At 60.6% G+C, this 14,610-nt stretch carries 21 protein-coding genes; 15 read left to right on the forward strand and 6 right to left on the reverse strand.

Annotation, left to right across the window (positions count from 1 at the left end; translation table 11 throughout):
* Nucleotides 1-31 precede the first annotated feature (31 nt).
* The 5 genes from iolE (at nt 32) to HJB82_RS08110 (ending at nt 3,415) form a co-directional block, all read left to right on the forward strand.
* Nucleotides 32-949 carry a myo-inosose-2 dehydratase gene (iolE, locus tag HJB82_RS08090; protein WP_221139797.1) on the forward strand — a complete coding sequence of 306 codons (918 nt, stop codon included), beginning with the start codon at nt 32-34 and terminating at the stop codon, nt 947-949.
* A 179-nt stretch (nt 950-1,128) separates the two neighbouring features.
* A complete protein-coding gene (gene iolB, locus HJB82_RS08095; RefSeq protein WP_221139798.1) occupies nt 1,129-1,926 on the forward strand; it encodes a 5-deoxy-glucuronate isomerase in 798 nt (265 codons plus the stop codon).
* Nucleotides 1,927-2,014: 88 nt separating this feature from the next.
* Entirely contained in the window at nt 2,015-2,242 is a 228-nt protein-coding gene (locus HJB82_RS08100; protein ID WP_207583597.1) for a DUF1127 domain-containing protein, read from the forward strand.
* A 72-nt stretch (nt 2,243-2,314) separates the two neighbouring features.
* The gene (locus HJB82_RS08105) at nt 2,315-3,151 is read left to right on the forward strand and encodes a helix-turn-helix transcriptional regulator (RefSeq protein WP_207583596.1); all 837 of its coding nucleotides are present in this window, start codon (nt 2,315-2,317) and stop codon (nt 3,149-3,151) included.
* Between the two features lie 102 nt (nt 3,152-3,253).
* Nucleotides 3,254-3,415 (forward strand): hypothetical protein, encoded by a 162-nt coding sequence (locus HJB82_RS08110; protein WP_207583595.1) that lies wholly within the window; start codon nt 3,254-3,256, stop codon nt 3,413-3,415.
* Between the two features lie 44 nt (nt 3,416-3,459).
* On the opposite strand, the gene HJB82_RS08115 is transcribed toward HJB82_RS08110, so the two are convergent.
* A complete protein-coding gene (locus HJB82_RS08115) occupies nt 3,460-4,827 on the reverse strand; it encodes an MATE family efflux transporter (protein WP_221139799.1) in 1,368 nt (455 codons plus the stop codon).
* A 72-nt stretch (nt 4,828-4,899) separates the two neighbouring features.
* On the reverse strand, nt 4,900-5,340 hold the full coding sequence (locus HJB82_RS08120; protein WP_221139800.1) for a glyoxalase superfamily protein: 441 nt from the start codon (nt 5,338-5,340) through the stop codon (nt 4,900-4,902).
* A gap of 355 nt (nt 5,341-5,695) precedes the next feature.
* Here HJB82_RS08120 and HJB82_RS08125 point away from each other — a divergent pair, with 355 nt between their 5' ends.
* Nucleotides 5,696-6,028 (forward strand): hypothetical protein, encoded by a 333-nt coding sequence (locus HJB82_RS08125; protein ID WP_049733849.1) that lies wholly within the window; start codon nt 5,696-5,698, stop codon nt 6,026-6,028.
* Here the strand turns inward: HJB82_RS08125 and HJB82_RS31510 are convergent.
* Nucleotides 5,979-6,230, reverse strand: coding sequence for a hypothetical protein (locus HJB82_RS31510; RefSeq protein ID WP_246762736.1), 252 nt, complete (start codon nt 6,228-6,230; stop codon nt 5,979-5,981). The two genes, HJB82_RS08125 and HJB82_RS31510, sit on opposite strands and share 50 nt — an antisense overlap.
* A 91-nt stretch (nt 6,231-6,321) precedes the next feature.
* Between HJB82_RS31510 and HJB82_RS08130 the strand changes: the two genes are divergently transcribed.
* On the forward strand, nt 6,322-7,188 hold the full coding sequence (locus HJB82_RS08130) for a LysR family transcriptional regulator (RefSeq protein WP_207583592.1): 867 nt from the start codon (nt 6,322-6,324) through the stop codon (nt 7,186-7,188).
* 105 nt (nt 7,189-7,293) lie between these two features.
* On the opposite strand, the gene HJB82_RS08135 is transcribed toward HJB82_RS08130, so the two are convergent.
* The gene (locus HJB82_RS08135; protein WP_207583591.1) at nt 7,294-7,740 is read right to left on the reverse strand and encodes a host attachment protein; all 447 of its coding nucleotides are present in this window, start codon (nt 7,738-7,740) and stop codon (nt 7,294-7,296) included.
* A gap of 161 nt (nt 7,741-7,901) precedes the next feature.
* On the opposite strand from HJB82_RS08135, the gene HJB82_RS08140 reads away from it, so the two are divergent.
* The 3 genes from HJB82_RS08140 to HJB82_RS08150 all read left to right on the forward strand — a co-directional run bounded on the left by HJB82_RS08140 (nt 7,902) and on the right by HJB82_RS08150 (nt 10,213).
* A complete protein-coding gene (locus tag HJB82_RS08140; protein ID WP_221139801.1) occupies nt 7,902-8,303 on the forward strand; it encodes a DUF2177 family protein in 402 nt (133 codons plus the stop codon).
* A 235-nt stretch (nt 8,304-8,538) separates the two neighbouring features.
* Nucleotides 8,539-8,940 (forward strand): PilZ domain-containing protein, encoded by a 402-nt coding sequence (locus HJB82_RS08145; protein WP_116405296.1) that lies wholly within the window; start codon nt 8,539-8,541, stop codon nt 8,938-8,940.
* 160 nt (nt 8,941-9,100) lie between these two features.
* Nucleotides 9,101-10,213 (forward strand): pyridoxal phosphate-dependent aminotransferase, encoded by a 1,113-nt coding sequence (locus tag HJB82_RS08150; RefSeq protein WP_207583589.1) that lies wholly within the window; start codon nt 9,101-9,103, stop codon nt 10,211-10,213.
* Between the two features lie 200 nt (nt 10,214-10,413).
* Here HJB82_RS08150 and HJB82_RS08155 read toward each other — a convergent pair whose 3' ends face one another.
* Nucleotides 10,414-10,680 carry a sel1 repeat family protein gene (locus HJB82_RS08155; RefSeq protein ID WP_018071017.1) on the reverse strand — a complete coding sequence of 89 codons (267 nt, stop codon included), beginning with the start codon at nt 10,678-10,680 and terminating at the stop codon, nt 10,414-10,416.
* A 444-nt stretch (nt 10,681-11,124) separates the two neighbouring features.
* On the opposite strand from HJB82_RS08155, the gene HJB82_RS08160 reads away from it, so the two are divergent.
* The 3 genes from HJB82_RS08160 to HJB82_RS08170 all read left to right on the forward strand — a co-directional run bounded on the left by HJB82_RS08160 (nt 11,125) and on the right by HJB82_RS08170 (nt 13,499).
* Nucleotides 11,125-11,463 carry a DUF2147 domain-containing protein gene (locus HJB82_RS08160; RefSeq protein WP_207583588.1) on the forward strand — a complete coding sequence of 113 codons (339 nt, stop codon included), beginning with the start codon at nt 11,125-11,127 and terminating at the stop codon, nt 11,461-11,463.
* A 265-nt stretch (nt 11,464-11,728) separates the two neighbouring features.
* A complete protein-coding gene (locus tag HJB82_RS08165) occupies nt 11,729-11,908 on the forward strand; it encodes a hypothetical protein (protein ID WP_164010299.1) in 180 nt (59 codons plus the stop codon).
* A gap of 88 nt (nt 11,909-11,996) precedes the next feature.
* On the forward strand, nt 11,997-13,499 hold the full coding sequence (locus HJB82_RS08170; RefSeq protein WP_207583587.1) for an AMP nucleosidase: 1,503 nt from the start codon (nt 11,997-11,999) through the stop codon (nt 13,497-13,499).
* Between the two features lie 9 nt (nt 13,500-13,508).
* Here the strand turns inward: HJB82_RS08170 and HJB82_RS08175 are convergent, their stop codons facing one another.
* Nucleotides 13,509-13,727: a hypothetical protein gene (locus HJB82_RS08175; RefSeq protein WP_207583586.1), complete on the reverse strand. Its 219-nt coding sequence runs from the start codon at nt 13,725-13,727 to the stop codon at nt 13,509-13,511.
* 155 nt (nt 13,728-13,882) lie between these two features.
* Here HJB82_RS08175 and HJB82_RS08180 point away from each other — a divergent pair, with 155 nt between their 5' ends.
* On the forward strand, nt 13,883-14,239 hold the full coding sequence (locus HJB82_RS08180; protein ID WP_207583585.1) for a YciI family protein: 357 nt from the start codon (nt 13,883-13,885) through the stop codon (nt 14,237-14,239).
* A 10-nt stretch (nt 14,240-14,249) separates the two neighbouring features.
* Complete coding sequence (locus HJB82_RS08185) at nt 14,250-14,609, forward strand: YciI family protein (protein WP_207583584.1); 360 nt, start codon at nt 14,250-14,252, stop codon at nt 14,607-14,609.
* The last annotated feature ends 1 nt before the right edge of the window (nt 14,610 follow it).

A 14,610-nucleotide genomic window follows, 5' to 3' on the forward strand; every position in this document is an offset into this window, starting at 1 on the left:
GCTCTTCCGCAGTGCTTTTGAGGAGAATATGATGAAGGCCAAACTCGGCATGTCGCCCATCGCGTGGTGGAACGACGATCTTCCTGAACTCAGCGACGACGTATCGCTGGAGGAATGCCTTCGGCAATCGCGCAGCGCCGGTTTTACCGGCATGGAGCAAGGCCGTCGTTTTCCCAGCAATCCCGAGGATATGCTGCCCATCCTGCGCGCCGCCGACGTGACGCTGTGCGGCGGCTGGTTCTCGGGCACGCTGGTTATCGAGGAGCTTGCCGCCAACAAGGACCGCATCGCTCCGATGATCGAGCTGTTCAAGGCGGTCAATGCGCCCTGCATCGTCTATGGCGAGGTCGGCCGCTCGATCCAGGGCGACCGGTCCAAGCCGCTCGCGACCAAGCCGCGCCTTTCCGACGACGAGATGAAGGCCTATGCCCGCCGCGTCACCGAGTTTGGGGAATGGTGCGCCGAACAGGGCATGCCGCTCTCCTATCACCATCATATGGCCGCCGTCGTCGAAACCGAGCCGGAACTCGACGCCTTCATGCGCTCTTCGGGCGCAGGCATTCCGCTGCTGCTCGATGCCGGCCATCTCGCCTTTGCCGGCGGTGACGTGCTGCGCGCCATCGGCAACCACCACGCCCGCATCAACCATGTTCACGTCAAGGACATCCGCAAGCCTGTCGTCGACGGGCTCGACCGCAGCCGGCAATCCTTCCTCGACGCAGTGGCGCTCGGCGCCTTCACGGTGCCGGGTGACGGCTCGCTCGGTTTCGGCGCCATCGTCCAGCGGCTGGCCGATCACGGCTATGAAGGCTGGTTCGTTGTCGAGGCAGAACAGGATCCACGCAAGTCACCTCCGCAGAAGATGGCCGAGATCGGCCATGCGGAATTGATGCGGGTCATGACCGCCGCGGGTTATACAGTCGAGACCGAAGGGTTTCCGAAGGGATAACTGAAAGGTCCTGCCGAACTGCTGGAGCAAGAGGCCCCCTCATCCGCCCTCCGGGCACCTTCTCCCCCAAGGGAGAAGGGGAAAAGAGACGGCGCGGCATATCCCTTCTCCCCTCGGGGAGAAGGTGGCGGCAGCCGGATGAGGGGACCGTGCCCCCTAACTTACGAGGAGAAATCACCATGCCAAACCTCAAGGTCAAACCATCGGGCACACATGGCCGGGTCACGCATGTCACCCCTGAGAATGCCGGCTGGACCTATGTCGGCTTCGACCTGCATCGGATGAAACCGGGCGATACCGTTTCCGGAGAGACCGGCGACCGCGAAGTGTGCCTCGTCTGGGTGAGCGGCAAGGGCAAGGCGTCGGCAGGCACCAAGGATTTCGGCACGCTCGGCGGCCGCATGAACCCGTTCGAAGGCGCGCCACATGCGCTCTACATCCCGATGGAATCGACGTGGTCGGTGACGGCTGAAACTGATCTGGAGCTCGCCGTTTGCTCGGCGCCCGGCGGTGGCACCTATCCGGCGAAGGAAATTCCGCCGGGCACGCATGCGCAGGTGACGCGCGGCAAGGGCACGAATGTGCGCTACGTCAACAATATCATGCCTGAGGACGACAGCTCGGCGCATTCGCTGCTTGTCGTCGAGGTGATTACGCCCGGCGGCCATACATCGTCCTATCCGCCGCACAAGCACGACCAGGACGACCTTCCGAACGAGAGCTTCCTGGAAGAGACCTATTACCACCGTCTCAACCCGCCGCAGGGCTTCGGTTTCCAGCGCGTCTACACCGACGACCGCTCGCTTGACGAAGCGATGGCGATCGAGGACGGCGACGTGACGCTGGTGCCGAAAGGCTATCACCCCTGCGCCGCCTGCCATGGCTACGATCTTTATTACCTCAACGTCATGGCCGGGCCGACGCGGATCTGGAAATTCCACAACGCCGTCGAGCACGAGTGGCTGGTCAAGGCGTGAGGACTGCGTCAGATCGCTAAATAATCTGACAGCGGCAAGCTGCCGTTGATGGTTCACTGCTTCCATCCAAACACGGATGGAGGACACCATGCACAGCTCGAATGTCACAATCTCGGCCCGGAATATTCGCTCTTCGCGTCATTTCCGTCCCGGCCTGCTTCTTGCCGTCGTCGCGGCAGCACGCTGGCTGGCGCGCAAGATAGGCGAACGGCGCAACAGTAATGCGCTAATGGAACTTTCCGACGATCAGTTGAAAGATATCGGTCTCTCCAGGGGGCAGACAGAAAGCGACGTTCACGTCTATAGTCGCTACTAAAATACAGGCGTCAGTTGTGATACTGTGCCTCGGGCCGCCTCGTCGGCGGCCTGTCCTGACCCGGAACATCAAATGTCGCAGTTTTCAACAGCACCGCTCCTGCAAACGAAGATGATCACCATTCGTGACATCGTCTGCAATGGTGAGTGCCGCCATAAGAGCGACGAAGAATGCGCCCACGCAACAAGCCTCGTCTATCCCTATCGCGGCGTCTTCATGCGGCATGTCGGCCGCAATGACACGGTGGCCGAAGCCAATCAGCTGTTGTTCTTCAATGCCGGCCAGGGATATCGGATCAGCCATCCGATCGAAGGTGGCGACGCCTGCATCGATCTGGCAATCGACGAAACCATGCTCGAAGAACTCGCGCCGAAAGATCAGGTGCAGCCCGGCCCTGCTTTTTCCTTCCGCCGCCAGCGCCGACGGATCGATCCGCGCGCACAGGCGCTGGTCGCCCTCCTGCGTCACGGTTTGAGCCGCAATGTCGCCGAAACGCTGGAGGCAGAAACACTCGCACTGACGCTGGTCCGCCGCTCGCTCGGCGAGCGCACATCGCATGCGCCGGGCGCCAGCGCCGGCCGGCAGAAACTCGTCGACCGGGCAAAGCTGGTGCTTTCCTCCGATCTCGCGCGGCGCTGGACGCTCGGCGAAATCGCCGTCGAAGTGGGCGTCTCGCCGGTTTATCTCACCCAGGTCTTCCAACAGGTCGAGGCGACACCGCTCTATCGCTATCAGCTGCGGCTGAGACTTGCCCGCGCGCTCGATCTACTCGGAGAGTACGACGATCTGACCGCGCTCGGGCTCGATCTCGGCTTTTCCAGCCACAGCCATTTCAGCGCCTCCTTCAAACAATCCTTCGGGCAGACCCCGGCCGAATTCCAGCGCGCGACGCAGCTGCGCCGGAGGTGATGGTCCAGGTCGATCGCTAAAGATTTCGACAGCGGCGTTGCGGTCTTCGATGATCTTATCAGCCCGTCCCGATCCGTGGACGATCAACCGGAGGATCACCAGATGAAGAAGACAACCTGTGCCGCCTGCGACTGCGAACTCGGCGCCGAGACCATCACCGTCAAGCTCGGCGGCAAGACCGTCGAGGTCTGCTGCCAGGAATGCGCCGAGGCGTTGAACGAGGCGGAAGCCGCTACATCGGCAGTTCCAACAGGCAAGGAATAGAAGACATCAGGCAAGAGCCGCGCTCCCAGCGCGGCTCTTGCGATTCAGGCCCGCAGAAGCCCGTAACGCCAGCCGCGACGTTTCGCATTCTGTGACAGGACCAGGAAGGCGAGGATAAACATGCCTGCCTCGGCAAAGACCGGCACCATCCAGATCCCCTGCTCGCCGAAGATAAAGGGTAGCAGGAAAGTGAGCGGCAGGGTCAGCAGATAGGGCCGCGACAGGCCGAAGATCGCCGCGCGCGGCGCATCGCCGATCGACTGGAAATAGGACGACAGAATCAGCATCTGCCCGAAAAGAAAATAGGCGCCGATCGTCCAGGGCAGAATTCGCCTGACCTCGCCGACAATGGCGGGATCGGCGACAAAGACGGCGCCGAGGCGGCCAACCAGCAATTCGACAGTAATCTCCACCAGAGTGCAATAGATGAGCGCTGAGAGCATGGCGATCTGCAGGCTTTGGCCGACGCGGCGCCCGAGACCAGCACCATGATTGTTGCCTGCGATCGTCTGCAGGGCGATGCTGAGGCCGAGCAGCGGCAGATAGGTGAAGGTCATGATCCGGGTGATGATGCCGTAGGCGGCGATCGTCGCGACGTGGTCATGCGTGTTCCAGAGCGAGATATTGACCAGAATGGCTGCCGAGGCCAGCGATATGCCGATGAAGCCGAGGCTCATCGGCGCGCCGAAGGCGACGATGCGGCGCCACTCGGTCAATGCGGTTTCCAAAGAAGGCCTGAGTGCCGCCGGCCGGCGCCGGCGATAGGCGAGCACGGCTGCGAGACAGACGAATTGCGATGCGATGGAGCCGACCGCCGAACCGAGCACGCCCCAATGCATGACGGCCATGAACAGCCAGTTGGCGAGAATGTTCAGCAGCGAGGCCGACAGCGTCACCAGCGTCATGAAACCGATCTTGCCTTCGCAGCGCAATCCGTCGAGATGCAGCGACAGGAAGAAGCTGACCGGCGCAAAGGCGATCATCGCGCCCATGAACAGCATGGCGCCCTCGGCCACCGCGGCATTGCCGGCAGCACCGGCATCGATGATCTGCCGGCCCGCGATCCAGTAGAGCGCGTTGAGCATCAGGATGACTGCGAGCGCCAGCGTATGGGCGCCTGTGAATACTCGGCGCGCGCCTTGGCGATCGCCGGCGCCGAGCCGGCGGGCAAGGATGCTGGCCATGCCGTTCGAGACCAGCGATTGCAGGGCGATGAGCAGCGTCAGTCCCGGGAAAATCAGGCTGACGGCAGAAAGCGCGTCAGGGCCGACATAGGCGCCGAGGAAATAGGCGTCGACGACGGTGAAGAGGCCGTTGACGGTGGTGATCGCGACGATCGGCGCCGCCGTTTTGATGAAGACGGCCGGCAGCCAGCCGGTGAGAAAGGCGTTGCCTTCTGAAAGAGCGGTCATGGAGAAATCCGTGGGTGGAAAGGCCCGAGCCGGCAAAATCATCCGGATCTGGACGGCCTCAAAAAAAGCAATCTAGAGATCGAGCACCAGATGCGGCACGCCGTTCGAGGTCTTCCGCGGCGAGACGCCGTCGGCATCGATCTGCGCATTCACGCGCTGGCGAAAGGCCGAAAAGCTTTCGAAGGTGACGACATTAACCGGCTTGTCGAAATGGATGGTGATCCTGTGGAGATCGCCGCCCGGCAAGGCCGAAAGCGCCAGGATCTCGCCGGTGAACGGCTGATTGAGATAGCGGCCGCGAATATGGGCGCCGACGAAGAGCTGTGTCTTCGGGCTGGCATTGGGCTTTGCTGCAAGGGCTGCGAGCGTGTTCCAATCGCGCGCGCCGTGCTGGCGGGCAATTATTTCGAGGGCTGCACTGTGGGTCAGTGCGGTGCCGCGATCGTTCATCGCCTGGCGCAATCGCTTGGCCTGGGCCTTCAATTCTTCAATGGCAGGATAGGTCGCCGTCATGGAGTGAGCCTTCGCAAGGCATGCTCTTCGACTGTGAATGGGAGCTCGCATTGCCGCCAGTCAGCATGCACAAGGGGCCGTGACCATGATCGCGAGGACTTCACCATGGATTTTCATCCGCGAGCGGCTGGTGCCTCGAACCGGCCTCTGTATGCGCGAACGCCGCCGACATGTCAAGAATGGCGCATGCGCACCGGGGAATGAGCAAATTTGGGGCAAATCTGCTCGAAATCGGTGCGATTTCCCCGCAAGTTCCACATAAACATTCAATCTTATCGAAGTTGTTCAGCAGCTGTCAGCATTCTTCAGCTAATATCCTGTGGTAGAACAAGCGGAGGCTGAAAGGGCCTTTCAGATGCACCTCGACACAGAACACCCCAAGCCGGAACGAGCTTACAGGGAATTCAATCTCGACAGGCCCGGCAACATCATCTTCGTCGGCCATCACCTCAGCACCGGAACGCAGGTGCGCTGTCTGATCCGCACGATCACGCTTGCCGGCGCACTGCTCGAAGTGAGCCCGAACCTGGAAATGCCGAGCCATTTCTTCCTCGAAATTCTTGGCATCCATGACGAGATCGGCGCAACCATGGTCAAGCGCGAAGGCGAATGGGTGACGGTCAGCTTCAACATGCTGCTCAATCCGGAATTCCTGCACCACGTGCTGCGACTGAGCTTCGAAACCTGAGGCTTCTTGCGATCGGCGAATCATCGCGGCATGGCACCTTCGTTTCTGTGCCCCGTCTTGCGGCCAGATGAGCAATGATCGGAACAACCCAGAGAATTCCGCGCCACTCCGGTCGATCGAGCGGGTCGGCAAAAGCATCGCGGCGGATCCGGCGATTGCGGATTTCGATTTCCCTGAAGAGAACTACCCAGTTGAGAAGCATTGCTTCATCCTCCATCTATTGGCTGGAGCACTTGAGCTAAGCCTTCACGCCCTTTCGATGTAGAGGCGCTGGGGAAAGGGGGTTTTCATTCATGAAAGATGCGAGCTGGGACGACCTGCAACTTTTCTTCCATGTCGCGACCGGCGGCGGGCTCTCGGCCGCAGCCGCGCGCACCGGGCTCAGCGCGCCGACGATCGGTAGGCGGATGCTGGCGCTTGAACGAGTGACGGGCCGATCACTGTTCAGCCGCGGCCCCACCGGTTATCTGCTCGCGAGGGACGGGCAGGAGCTGCTCGACCGCGTCCGGCTGATGCAGGATGCGGCGCGTGCGATCTCCGACTGGCGCGGCGAGGTTCTGACACTGCCGATCGTCTCGACGGCCGCCGACAGCTGGACGTCGCGTTTCATCGCCGACCATCTGGCCAGCGTCTGGACGCCGAAGGACAGTTTCCGCATGTGCTACAAGACCTCTGATGCCAGCGTCGATTTCACCTACCGGGAAGCGCATATCGCCGTTGGCCACAGCCGGCCGGACAGCGGTAACGTCGCGATCCGCCGCTCGGTCAAGGTGGCGCATGCGGTTTACCAGGCGGCAGACTATGACGAAGCCAACTGCAACTGGATCTCGCTCGGCACCGATACCGCCGTCACGCCGGCGGACAAATGGACGTTCGAACAGCCGGATTACTGGATCACCAGCTGGACCAACACGCCGCATATGCTGTTTTACCTGATCCGTGGGGGCGCCGGCCGCGGCGTGCTCCCATGTTTCATCGGCGACCCGGAACGCCACCTTGTCCGCGCCGGGCCTCTCATCGACGAACTGACCTACGAAATGTGGATCGTTGCGCATGACGACGAGCGGCAACGGCCGGAGGTCAGGATCGTCATCGACCGCCTGGCGGCACTCTTTGCCGATCATGAAGACCTGTTTGCCGGGCAGAGGCCGTCGATATGACACAAAAACGCGGGCCTCTCGACCCGCGCCCCCATCATTCAAAGTGTACAGCGTCCTTAACGCGCCGGAATCGACGCGCGGCGCTGTCGATAGGCTTCTGTCGGTTCAGGCGGCGAGATGGCGCTCGATCTCATCGACCGGCATATTCGTATAGTCCTTCGCCACTTCCGCGGTGATCACGGCCTGGGTATCGGCGCTGAGCGCCGGCCGCAATGTGCCGAGCGCTTTTGGCGGTGCGACGATAACGATGCGGCGGGCACTCTTTTCCTGCACCAGTTCGTCAAGCTTTTCCGCCACCTGTTTCAGGAATTCGGCTTCGGCCTGATCCTGCCAGCTGGTCTCCTCGACAGCGCTGCCGCTGAAGCCATTTGCTGCATGGGTTCGGCCGGGCTTATCGGCGCCAATCTCGCGATCCGGCGCGCTCGGCTGCGTCAGGGTTTCCAGCACCTTCAGGTTCATCAGTTGGGCATCGCCCGCGTTCTGCATGATCAGAGCCTTGGCTCCGTCACAGACCACAACCCATGATTCCAAAGGGATTTTAACGTTGGCCATTTTCAACTCCTCGCTGTCGTCATTCGAAGCGCGCCCTGCGTCATCGATCAAGGCAGAACGCCCGGCAGTTGAAAGAGTTCGGGAAAATTGCACCGAAATCGAACGGGCGGCAATCCGGTCGGCCTTTGCTGCGTAGAAAAGGCAGGTTCGGGAGATTGACGATGAAGACATCACTGTTGGCCTATGCCGGCACCTTTTTCACCCTGCTCGTCTGCGACGGGATATGGCTTGGCCTCATCGCCCGCAACTTTTATCGCGACCAGTTGGGGGCGCTGATGCTGCCTTCCCCCAATCTAGCGGTCGCCGCATTGTTCTACCTGTTCTTCGCCGCCGCAGTGGTCGTGCTTGCAGTGCTGCCCGCGCTGTCGGCAGGCTCGATCGCCACAGCGTTTCTTCACGGCGCCATTCTAGGATTGGCGGCCTATGGCACCTATGACGTCACCAATCTTGCCACACTCCGCAACTGGCCACTCGCCATGAGCCTTGTCGACATGGCGTGGGGCACGTTGCTGACGGCGCTGACCGCCGGCGGCGGATATCTCGCCGTCAGAATTCTTGCCTGAAACGATACCAAGGAGTGAAAGCCCGCGTCCCGATAATGGACATGACGGCGTCCCGCATAGGAACAAAGTTTGAACTCGTTAAAATTGTAATTTTATATTTGACGAATGTGCAAAACATTCATGTGACCTTGGTTGGGAGCAAGACCAGATTGCTCGGGATGAAGACCAGCTTGCTCGATCAAAACCGCCCTGATCGAGATCATAGACCCCAAATGCGTCCTGACGGAGAATGTGAATGTCTATGCTCCGCGCCACACACCTTGCCACGGTGAAGTCCGCTGTTTACGACCTGCGCTGGGAAGAATTCAGCGTCAAGCGGCCAGCCCGCATCGTCGCCGTCCGGCCGTGCCTCACAGGCGTCTCGATGCGAAGCGCCGAGATCATCGATATTTCCCAGGGTGGCGCGACGTTTGTCGTATCGACCACGGCCGGCCTGCCGAAGCATTATTATCTCAACATTCTCGGCCTCGCCTATCGCATCGGATGCGCCGAAGTCTATCGTCACAAGGAACGCATCGGCGTGCGGTTCATCAACATTATGGACCCCGAGGTTCTGCGCCGCGTCGTCCGCACCGATTTCCTCGTCGGCAATATGGAAGCGATCGCCGCCCGGCGCGGGCCGATCTTCCGGGCGTGAACAGGCCAAGAGGCTGCATAATTCCTTGAATCGGGATTGGCGTCTCGCGCGTCTGAAAAGACGCGCTGGGCTGCCGTTGCGGAAATAATCTTGCTTGCGTTGGCCGTGCCCGGGCCTATTGTTTCGCCAATTGTCACGATATCCGGGAAACCGCCGTCGCATGTCCGCCTTTTCGCGCTTCACGCCTCTTGCCAGCGCCCTGCCTTCCACAGTTCCTTTCGTCGGCCCCGAGGCGATCGAGCGCCAACGCGGACTTGCCGTTTTGGCCCGTATCGGCGCCAATGAGAACGGCTTTGGTCCAGCCCCTTCCGTCTTTGCGGCGATGCGCGAGGAGGCCGGCAATATCTGGAAATACAATGATCCGGAAAATTTCGCGCTCAGGCAAGCGCTTGCCGCCCATCTCGGCGTCTCGGCCACCAATATCGCCATCGGCAGCGGCATCGACGAATTGCTCGGCCAAATCGTCCGGCTGGTGATCGAGCCGGGCGCGCCTGTCGTCACTTCGCTTGGCGCCTACCCGACCTTCAACTTCCATGTGACCGGTTTCGACGGCCGACTGGTGACGGTTCGCTACGCAAACGACCGTGAGGATCTCGACGGGCTGCTGGATGCCGTGAAGCGCGAGAATGCGCCGCTCGTCTATTTCGCCAATCCCGACAATCCTATGGGGAGCTGGTGGGATGCCGACAGGATCGTCGCTTTCGCCCGGGCGCTGCCCGAGACGACGCTGATGGTGCTCGACGAGGCCTATAGCGAGACCGGGCCGGCAGGGTCGCTGCCGTCGATTTCCTCGCTTATCGACCTGCCGAACGTCGTTCGCACCCGCACTTTCTCCAAAGCCTACGGGCTTGCCGGCTCGCGCACCGGCTACGTGATCTCGGCCGCCGGCACGGCGCAGGCCTTCGACAAGATCCGCAATCATTTCGGCATGAACCGGTTGGCGACGGCCGCAGCGCTCGCCGCCCTCAAGGACCAGGCCTATCTCGTCGAGGTGGTCGGGAAAATCCACGCGGCGCGCGACCGGATCGGCGGTATCGCCCGGGCAAACGGCCTTGAGCCCCTGCCCTCGGCAACGAATTTCGTGGCGATCGACGCCGGCCGCGACGGCGCATATGCCAGGGCGATCGTCGACGGTCTGATGGAACGCGGCGTCTTCATCCGCATGCCTGGCGTGGCGCCCCTCAATCGCTGCATTCGCGTCAGCGTCGGGCCAGAGGCGGATATGGCGCTTCTCGAAGAAACCCTGCCGCAGGTGCTGAAACAGATCGGCTGATGGAGCATGTGCCGAAAATGTCAGCGGTTTTCGGGCGGCATCATGCTCTCACTCTTTGCTGTAAAACAGCGAGAACCGCGACCGGGTGGAGGATCCGGTCGCGGTTCCGTTCTCCCGGCGTCGGCCCCATCTAAAGTGCCCGCCAGCCCCTCTTTTCGAGGTTGTTATATCGTTCCTGCCGATTTGCCGGCAGGACAATGTCAGTGAACCGTCATCCACTCGCGGGCGGCGCGTAGCGCTGCCACGAGCTGCATCTTGTCCATTGCGGCGGCCACGTCGGCACGAAGCTCGGCGGCGCGGTCGTTGCCCTTGATTGCGGCGATGTTCAGCCATTTGTGAGCTGCGACAAGATCGACTTCGCAACCGCGGCCGGTCGCATACATCAGACCCATTTCGCAGAAGACATCGGCGCTGTTGTCGCCACCCATGGTGGCCGTTTCAGCATTGTGCATTTCAAAGCGTGCCATCGGTTTTATCCCTGTTAGCCTGTTTATGACTTACCCTGTTTTACCTCTGGGCCTTGCCGTCTATCGCGGCTTGCGGCCCTTGCGGTCCGGCGGGTTTGCCCCGCTCGTTTGATGGGTTCACTATGCCAAACGGCTTTCAAAAAACGCCTAAAATGCATGATTAATTCTAGACAAACAAAGTGCAAATGCTTGGTAAATTTGGGTTTTTGTTAAACATCAGATGCCTTGCGGATTAGGGATTTTCGCTCGAATTTTACGAAAGATTCAGATCTGAAAATAAAGGGATCGTTCATCATGAAATCAGCAGGCGATATTTTTGAAAGGCCGCCGCACGGCTTTTTCTCGCGTCTTTTGCCCAGTCTGCGGGATAACAATCATGCTTATTTACCTTTACGTTCGCGTCAGTTAGTTTCGCGGCCGATCAGGGACATCATGGAGGAAAAGATGATCCGCAGCTTCGTTCTCGCCGCCGCCATAACAATGATCGCGGGGATCTCGCATGCCGAGGAGCCGATCGTCGGTAACTGGAAGACGGCCGCCGGCGATACGGCGGTGATCGCTTCCTGCGGCGGCAGTTATTGCGTGACGCTGAAGACCGGCAAATATGCCGGCCGGAAGATCGGCACGCTTGCGGGAACCGGTGGCAGCTATGCCGGCGAGATCATCGACCCGGCCGCCGACAAGACTTATAGCGGCTCGGGCAAGATTTCCGGCAATTCGCTGAGGATGCAAGGCTGCGTGATGAAGGTCCTCTGCAAGGCCCAGACATGGACACGGCTCTGAGCCTGGCGGCTGCACGACGATCACCAAACGCGGGGCATGCCAACGCCCCGGCATGCCAGCGGCCCTTTTCCGCCCCTTCACCCAAGCGACCCGGCAAAATCGAACGCGTTGAGCCGGGCCTGGCGAACCCTTGTAAATCCCCTCCGCAACCCGCCCGAGCCTCCCCGGCAAGCTGAACGCTGGATGAACCGGTATCTCAGCACTCATTCAGCCGCCCCATGGCAAAACCCTTGTCACGATAGAGTTGCGTATCGGGGGCAAGGCAATGGACATGTATATTCTGGCAAGGCGTTTCAGCATCATCACACTGTTTGCGGCGATCTTCGCGATCACGTTTTCGGCGGTGGTGGTGCACAATGGCGGCGGTGGCGCACAGTCGCATTTCGGGGCGAGCTATACCTGCCTGGAGAGAAACGGCACCTTCTGCGCGCCATCGGTGCAGTGAGCGGCATCTGACGCGGAAGACGATAAAATAATCGGATTCCGCCGGCGCGCGTCGTTTGCTTGTCAAAAACAACTCTCTATAATGCGTCATGAACAAACGAATCTCCCCTTTGTCGCCGCTCGACATATCCTCGCCACCCCCTTTCCAGTCGCAGAGCTTTGATGATCCCGCCAAGGCGGTGGAGGCGCTGACGGCGCTTTACGAGCGCAATACGGCATTCCTGATCAAGAGCTTCACCGAGCTGGCGCAGGGCGCTCCGATCTCCTCGCGCTATCGTGCTTTCTATCCGCAGGTCAGCATCGAGACGACAAGCTTCGGCCATGTCGATTCGCGCCTTTCCTACGGCCATGTCACGGCACCGGGCATCTATACGACGACAGTCACCCGGCCGAAGCTCTTCAAGCATTACTTGAAGGAGCAGCTGGCGCTCCTGGTGAAGAGCCACAATGTTCCGGTCATCGTGTCGGAATCGACGACGCCGATCCCCTTGCATTTCGCCTTCGGCGAGGGTGCGCATGTGGAAGCATCGACAAACGCCTTCATCGACGTTCCGATGCGCGATATTTTCGACACGCCCGACCTCAACACCACCGATGACGAGATCGCCAACGGCGAATATATCCCGCCACCGGGAGAGCCCTCGCCGCTTGCGCCATTCACCGCGCAACGCATCGACTATTCGCTCGCCCGTCTGTCGCATTATACGGCGACGCATGCCGAGCATTTTCAGAATTTCGTGCTGTTCACGAACTATCAGTTCTATATCGACGAATTTTGCAGCTGGGCTCGCAAGCTGATGGCGGAGGGCGGCGACGGCTATACGGCCTTCGTCGAGCCCGGCAACATCGTCACCCTGCCCGGCTCGAGCGCGCCGGAAACCGATGCGGCGCTTACGCGCCTGCCGCAGATGCCGGCTTACCATCTAAAGAAGAAGGGCCATGCCGGGATCACCATGATCAATATCGGCGTCGGCCCCTCCAACGCCAAGACGATCACCGATCATGTCGCCGTGCTGCGCCCGCATGCCTGGCTGATGCTCGGCCACTGCGCCGGTCTTCGCAACAGCCAGCGGCTCGGCGATTATGTGCTTGCCCATGCTTATATGCGCGAGGACCATGTTCTCGACGACGATCTGCCGGTCTGGGTGCCGATCCCGGCGCTGGCCGAAGTGCAGGTGGCGCTTGAGGCAGCCGTTGCCGAAATCACCGGCTACGAGGGCTTCGAGCTGAAACGCATCATGCGCACCGGCACCGTCGGGACGATCGACAACCGCAACTGGGAACTGCGCGACCAGCGCGGGCCGGTGAAGCGGCTGTCCCAGGCGCGCGCAATCGCGCTCGACATGGAATCGGCGACGATCGCCGCCAACGGCTTCCGCTTCCGCGTGCCCTACGGCACGCTGCTCTGCGTTTCCGACAAGCCGCTGCACGGCGAATTGAAGCTGCCGGGCATGGCGACGGCCTTCTACCGCACACAGGTCAACCAGCATCTGCAGATCGGCATCCGCGCCGTGCAGAAGCTTGCCGCCATGCCGACGGAAGCGCTGCATTCGCGCAAGCTGCGCAGCTTCTTCGAAACGGCCTTCCAATAGGCCGTTTCCTCATCGGCCTGTCATCACAACAGGCACTGAGCGCTGTGCAAGCGTCTGCGGCCTGCCAGCGGCAATATTCAGCCCTGCGATCAACAGGGTGAAGGCCAGGAAGGCGAAAGCGACGCGCTGGAGAATCTTCAGCCCATCGCTTTCGAGGAACTCCTGCTGACGCTTTTCATGGCGACGTGCCCAGATCTGGCTTGCCAGCGCGATTTCAAGAATGCTCATTGTCGTTCTCCTCGACAGGTTTCGATGAAGCCTTGTCGAGTGCTGACTTGCCGTTTCGACAGCCGACCCACCAAAAGTTTTTTTAGGGCGATGTCGAAATGCGCGAAGCTCGATCGTCCAGAGTCATTGAAGCGCCGCAAGGGAGGCTGTCCGCGATGAAATATCTCTGTCAGGTCTGGTTCGATAACGGCGTGCTCGACGCCATGACGCAAGAGGAGAAGGCCAAGCTCGACACGAACTCCTTGAACTATGACAAGGACCTCGTCGAAAGCGGACATATGATCGTCGCCCAGGCGTTGCAGTCGCCGAAAGCGGCGGTGACCGTTAGGGTGCGGGGCGGTGAAATGTCGGTAACGGACGGTCCCTTTACCGAGACCAAGGAGGCGCTCGGCGGCTTCATCCTGATCGAGGCCAAGGATCTCAACGACGCGATCCGCATCGCCGCTGGCATCCCGCTTGCCAAGCTCGGCGCGATCGAGGTGCGGCCCATCCACGAATTCGCAGCTCAATGAGGAGGTACCAATGAAGTTTCTATGCCAGATCTGGTTCGACACGGAAAAAAGCAAGCTGGTTCCTCAGACCGAATGGGATGCGCTCACACAGGAGTGCATCACCAGCGACAATCGCTGGCGCGAGAGCGGTCATCTGCTGGTGGCGCTCGCCTTGCATGAACCGTCAGCGGCGATCACCGTCCGCCTGCGCAACGGCGAAGCCTCCGCGACCGATGGTCCTTTTGCCGAAATCAAAGAGCACCTCGGTGGTTTCGTGCTGATCGAAGCCGAGAATATCGAGGAGGCGAAGACGATCGTGTCCAGTTTTCCGATCCTCAGATATTGCTCAATCGAAGTGCGCCCGACTTATGCCATCCAGGATGGGAAATAGT

This window comes from Rhizobium sp. NZLR10 (genome assembly GCF_019685125.1).
GTDB lineage: Bacteria > Pseudomonadota > Alphaproteobacteria > Rhizobiales > Rhizobiaceae > Rhizobium.

Coding starts and splice junctions, on each gene's coding strand:
- HJB82_RS08150 (WP_207583589.1), top strand. CDS start 9,101: ATGTCCGCCTTTTCGCGCTTCACGCCTCTTGCCAGCGCCCTGCCTTCC.
- HJB82_RS08180 (WP_207583585.1), top strand. CDS start 13,883: ATGAAATATCTCTGTCAGGTCTGGTTCGATAACGGCGTGCTCGACGCC.
- HJB82_RS08130 (WP_207583592.1), top strand. CDS start 6,322: ATGAAAGATGCGAGCTGGGACGACCTGCAACTTTTCTTCCATGTCGCG.
- iolB (WP_221139798.1), top strand. CDS start 1,129: ATGCCAAACCTCAAGGTCAAACCATCGGGCACACATGGCCGGGTCACG.
- HJB82_RS08125 (WP_049733849.1), top strand. CDS start 5,696: ATGCACCTCGACACAGAACACCCCAAGCCGGAACGAGCTTACAGGGAA.
- HJB82_RS08140 (WP_221139801.1), top strand. CDS start 7,902: ATGAAGACATCACTGTTGGCCTATGCCGGCACCTTTTTCACCCTGCTC.
- HJB82_RS31510 (WP_246762736.1), bottom strand. CDS start 6,230: ATGCTTCTCAACTGGGTAGTTCTCTTCAGGGAAATCGAAATCCGCAAT.
- iolE (WP_221139797.1), top strand. CDS start 32: ATGAAGGCCAAACTCGGCATGTCGCCCATCGCGTGGTGGAACGACGAT.
- HJB82_RS08160 (WP_207583588.1), top strand. CDS start 11,125: ATGATCCGCAGCTTCGTTCTCGCCGCCGCCATAACAATGATCGCGGGG.
- HJB82_RS08100 (WP_207583597.1), top strand. CDS start 2,015: ATGCACAGCTCGAATGTCACAATCTCGGCCCGGAATATTCGCTCTTCG.
- HJB82_RS08110 (WP_207583595.1), top strand. CDS start 3,254: ATGAAGAAGACAACCTGTGCCGCCTGCGACTGCGAACTCGGCGCCGAG.
- HJB82_RS08175 (WP_207583586.1), bottom strand. CDS start 13,727: ATGAGCATTCTTGAAATCGCGCTGGCAAGCCAGATCTGGGCACGTCGC.
- HJB82_RS08165 (WP_164010299.1), top strand. CDS start 11,729: ATGGACATGTATATTCTGGCAAGGCGTTTCAGCATCATCACACTGTTT.
- HJB82_RS08155 (WP_018071017.1), bottom strand. CDS start 10,680: ATGGCACGCTTTGAAATGCACAATGCTGAAACGGCCACCATGGGTGGC.
- HJB82_RS08115 (WP_221139799.1), bottom strand. CDS start 4,827: ATGACCGCTCTTTCAGAAGGCAACGCCTTTCTCACCGGCTGGCTGCCG.
- HJB82_RS08105 (WP_207583596.1), top strand. CDS start 2,315: ATGTCGCAGTTTTCAACAGCACCGCTCCTGCAAACGAAGATGATCACC.
- HJB82_RS08170 (WP_207583587.1), top strand. CDS start 11,997: ATGAACAAACGAATCTCCCCTTTGTCGCCGCTCGACATATCCTCGCCA.
- HJB82_RS08120 (WP_221139800.1), bottom strand. CDS start 5,340: ATGACGGCGACCTATCCTGCCATTGAAGAATTGAAGGCCCAGGCCAAG.
- HJB82_RS08135 (WP_207583591.1), bottom strand. CDS start 7,740: ATGGCCAACGTTAAAATCCCTTTGGAATCATGGGTTGTGGTCTGTGAC.
- HJB82_RS08185 (WP_207583584.1), top strand. CDS start 14,250: ATGAAGTTTCTATGCCAGATCTGGTTCGACACGGAAAAAAGCAAGCTG.
- HJB82_RS08145 (WP_116405296.1), top strand. CDS start 8,539: ATGTCTATGCTCCGCGCCACACACCTTGCCACGGTGAAGTCCGCTGTT.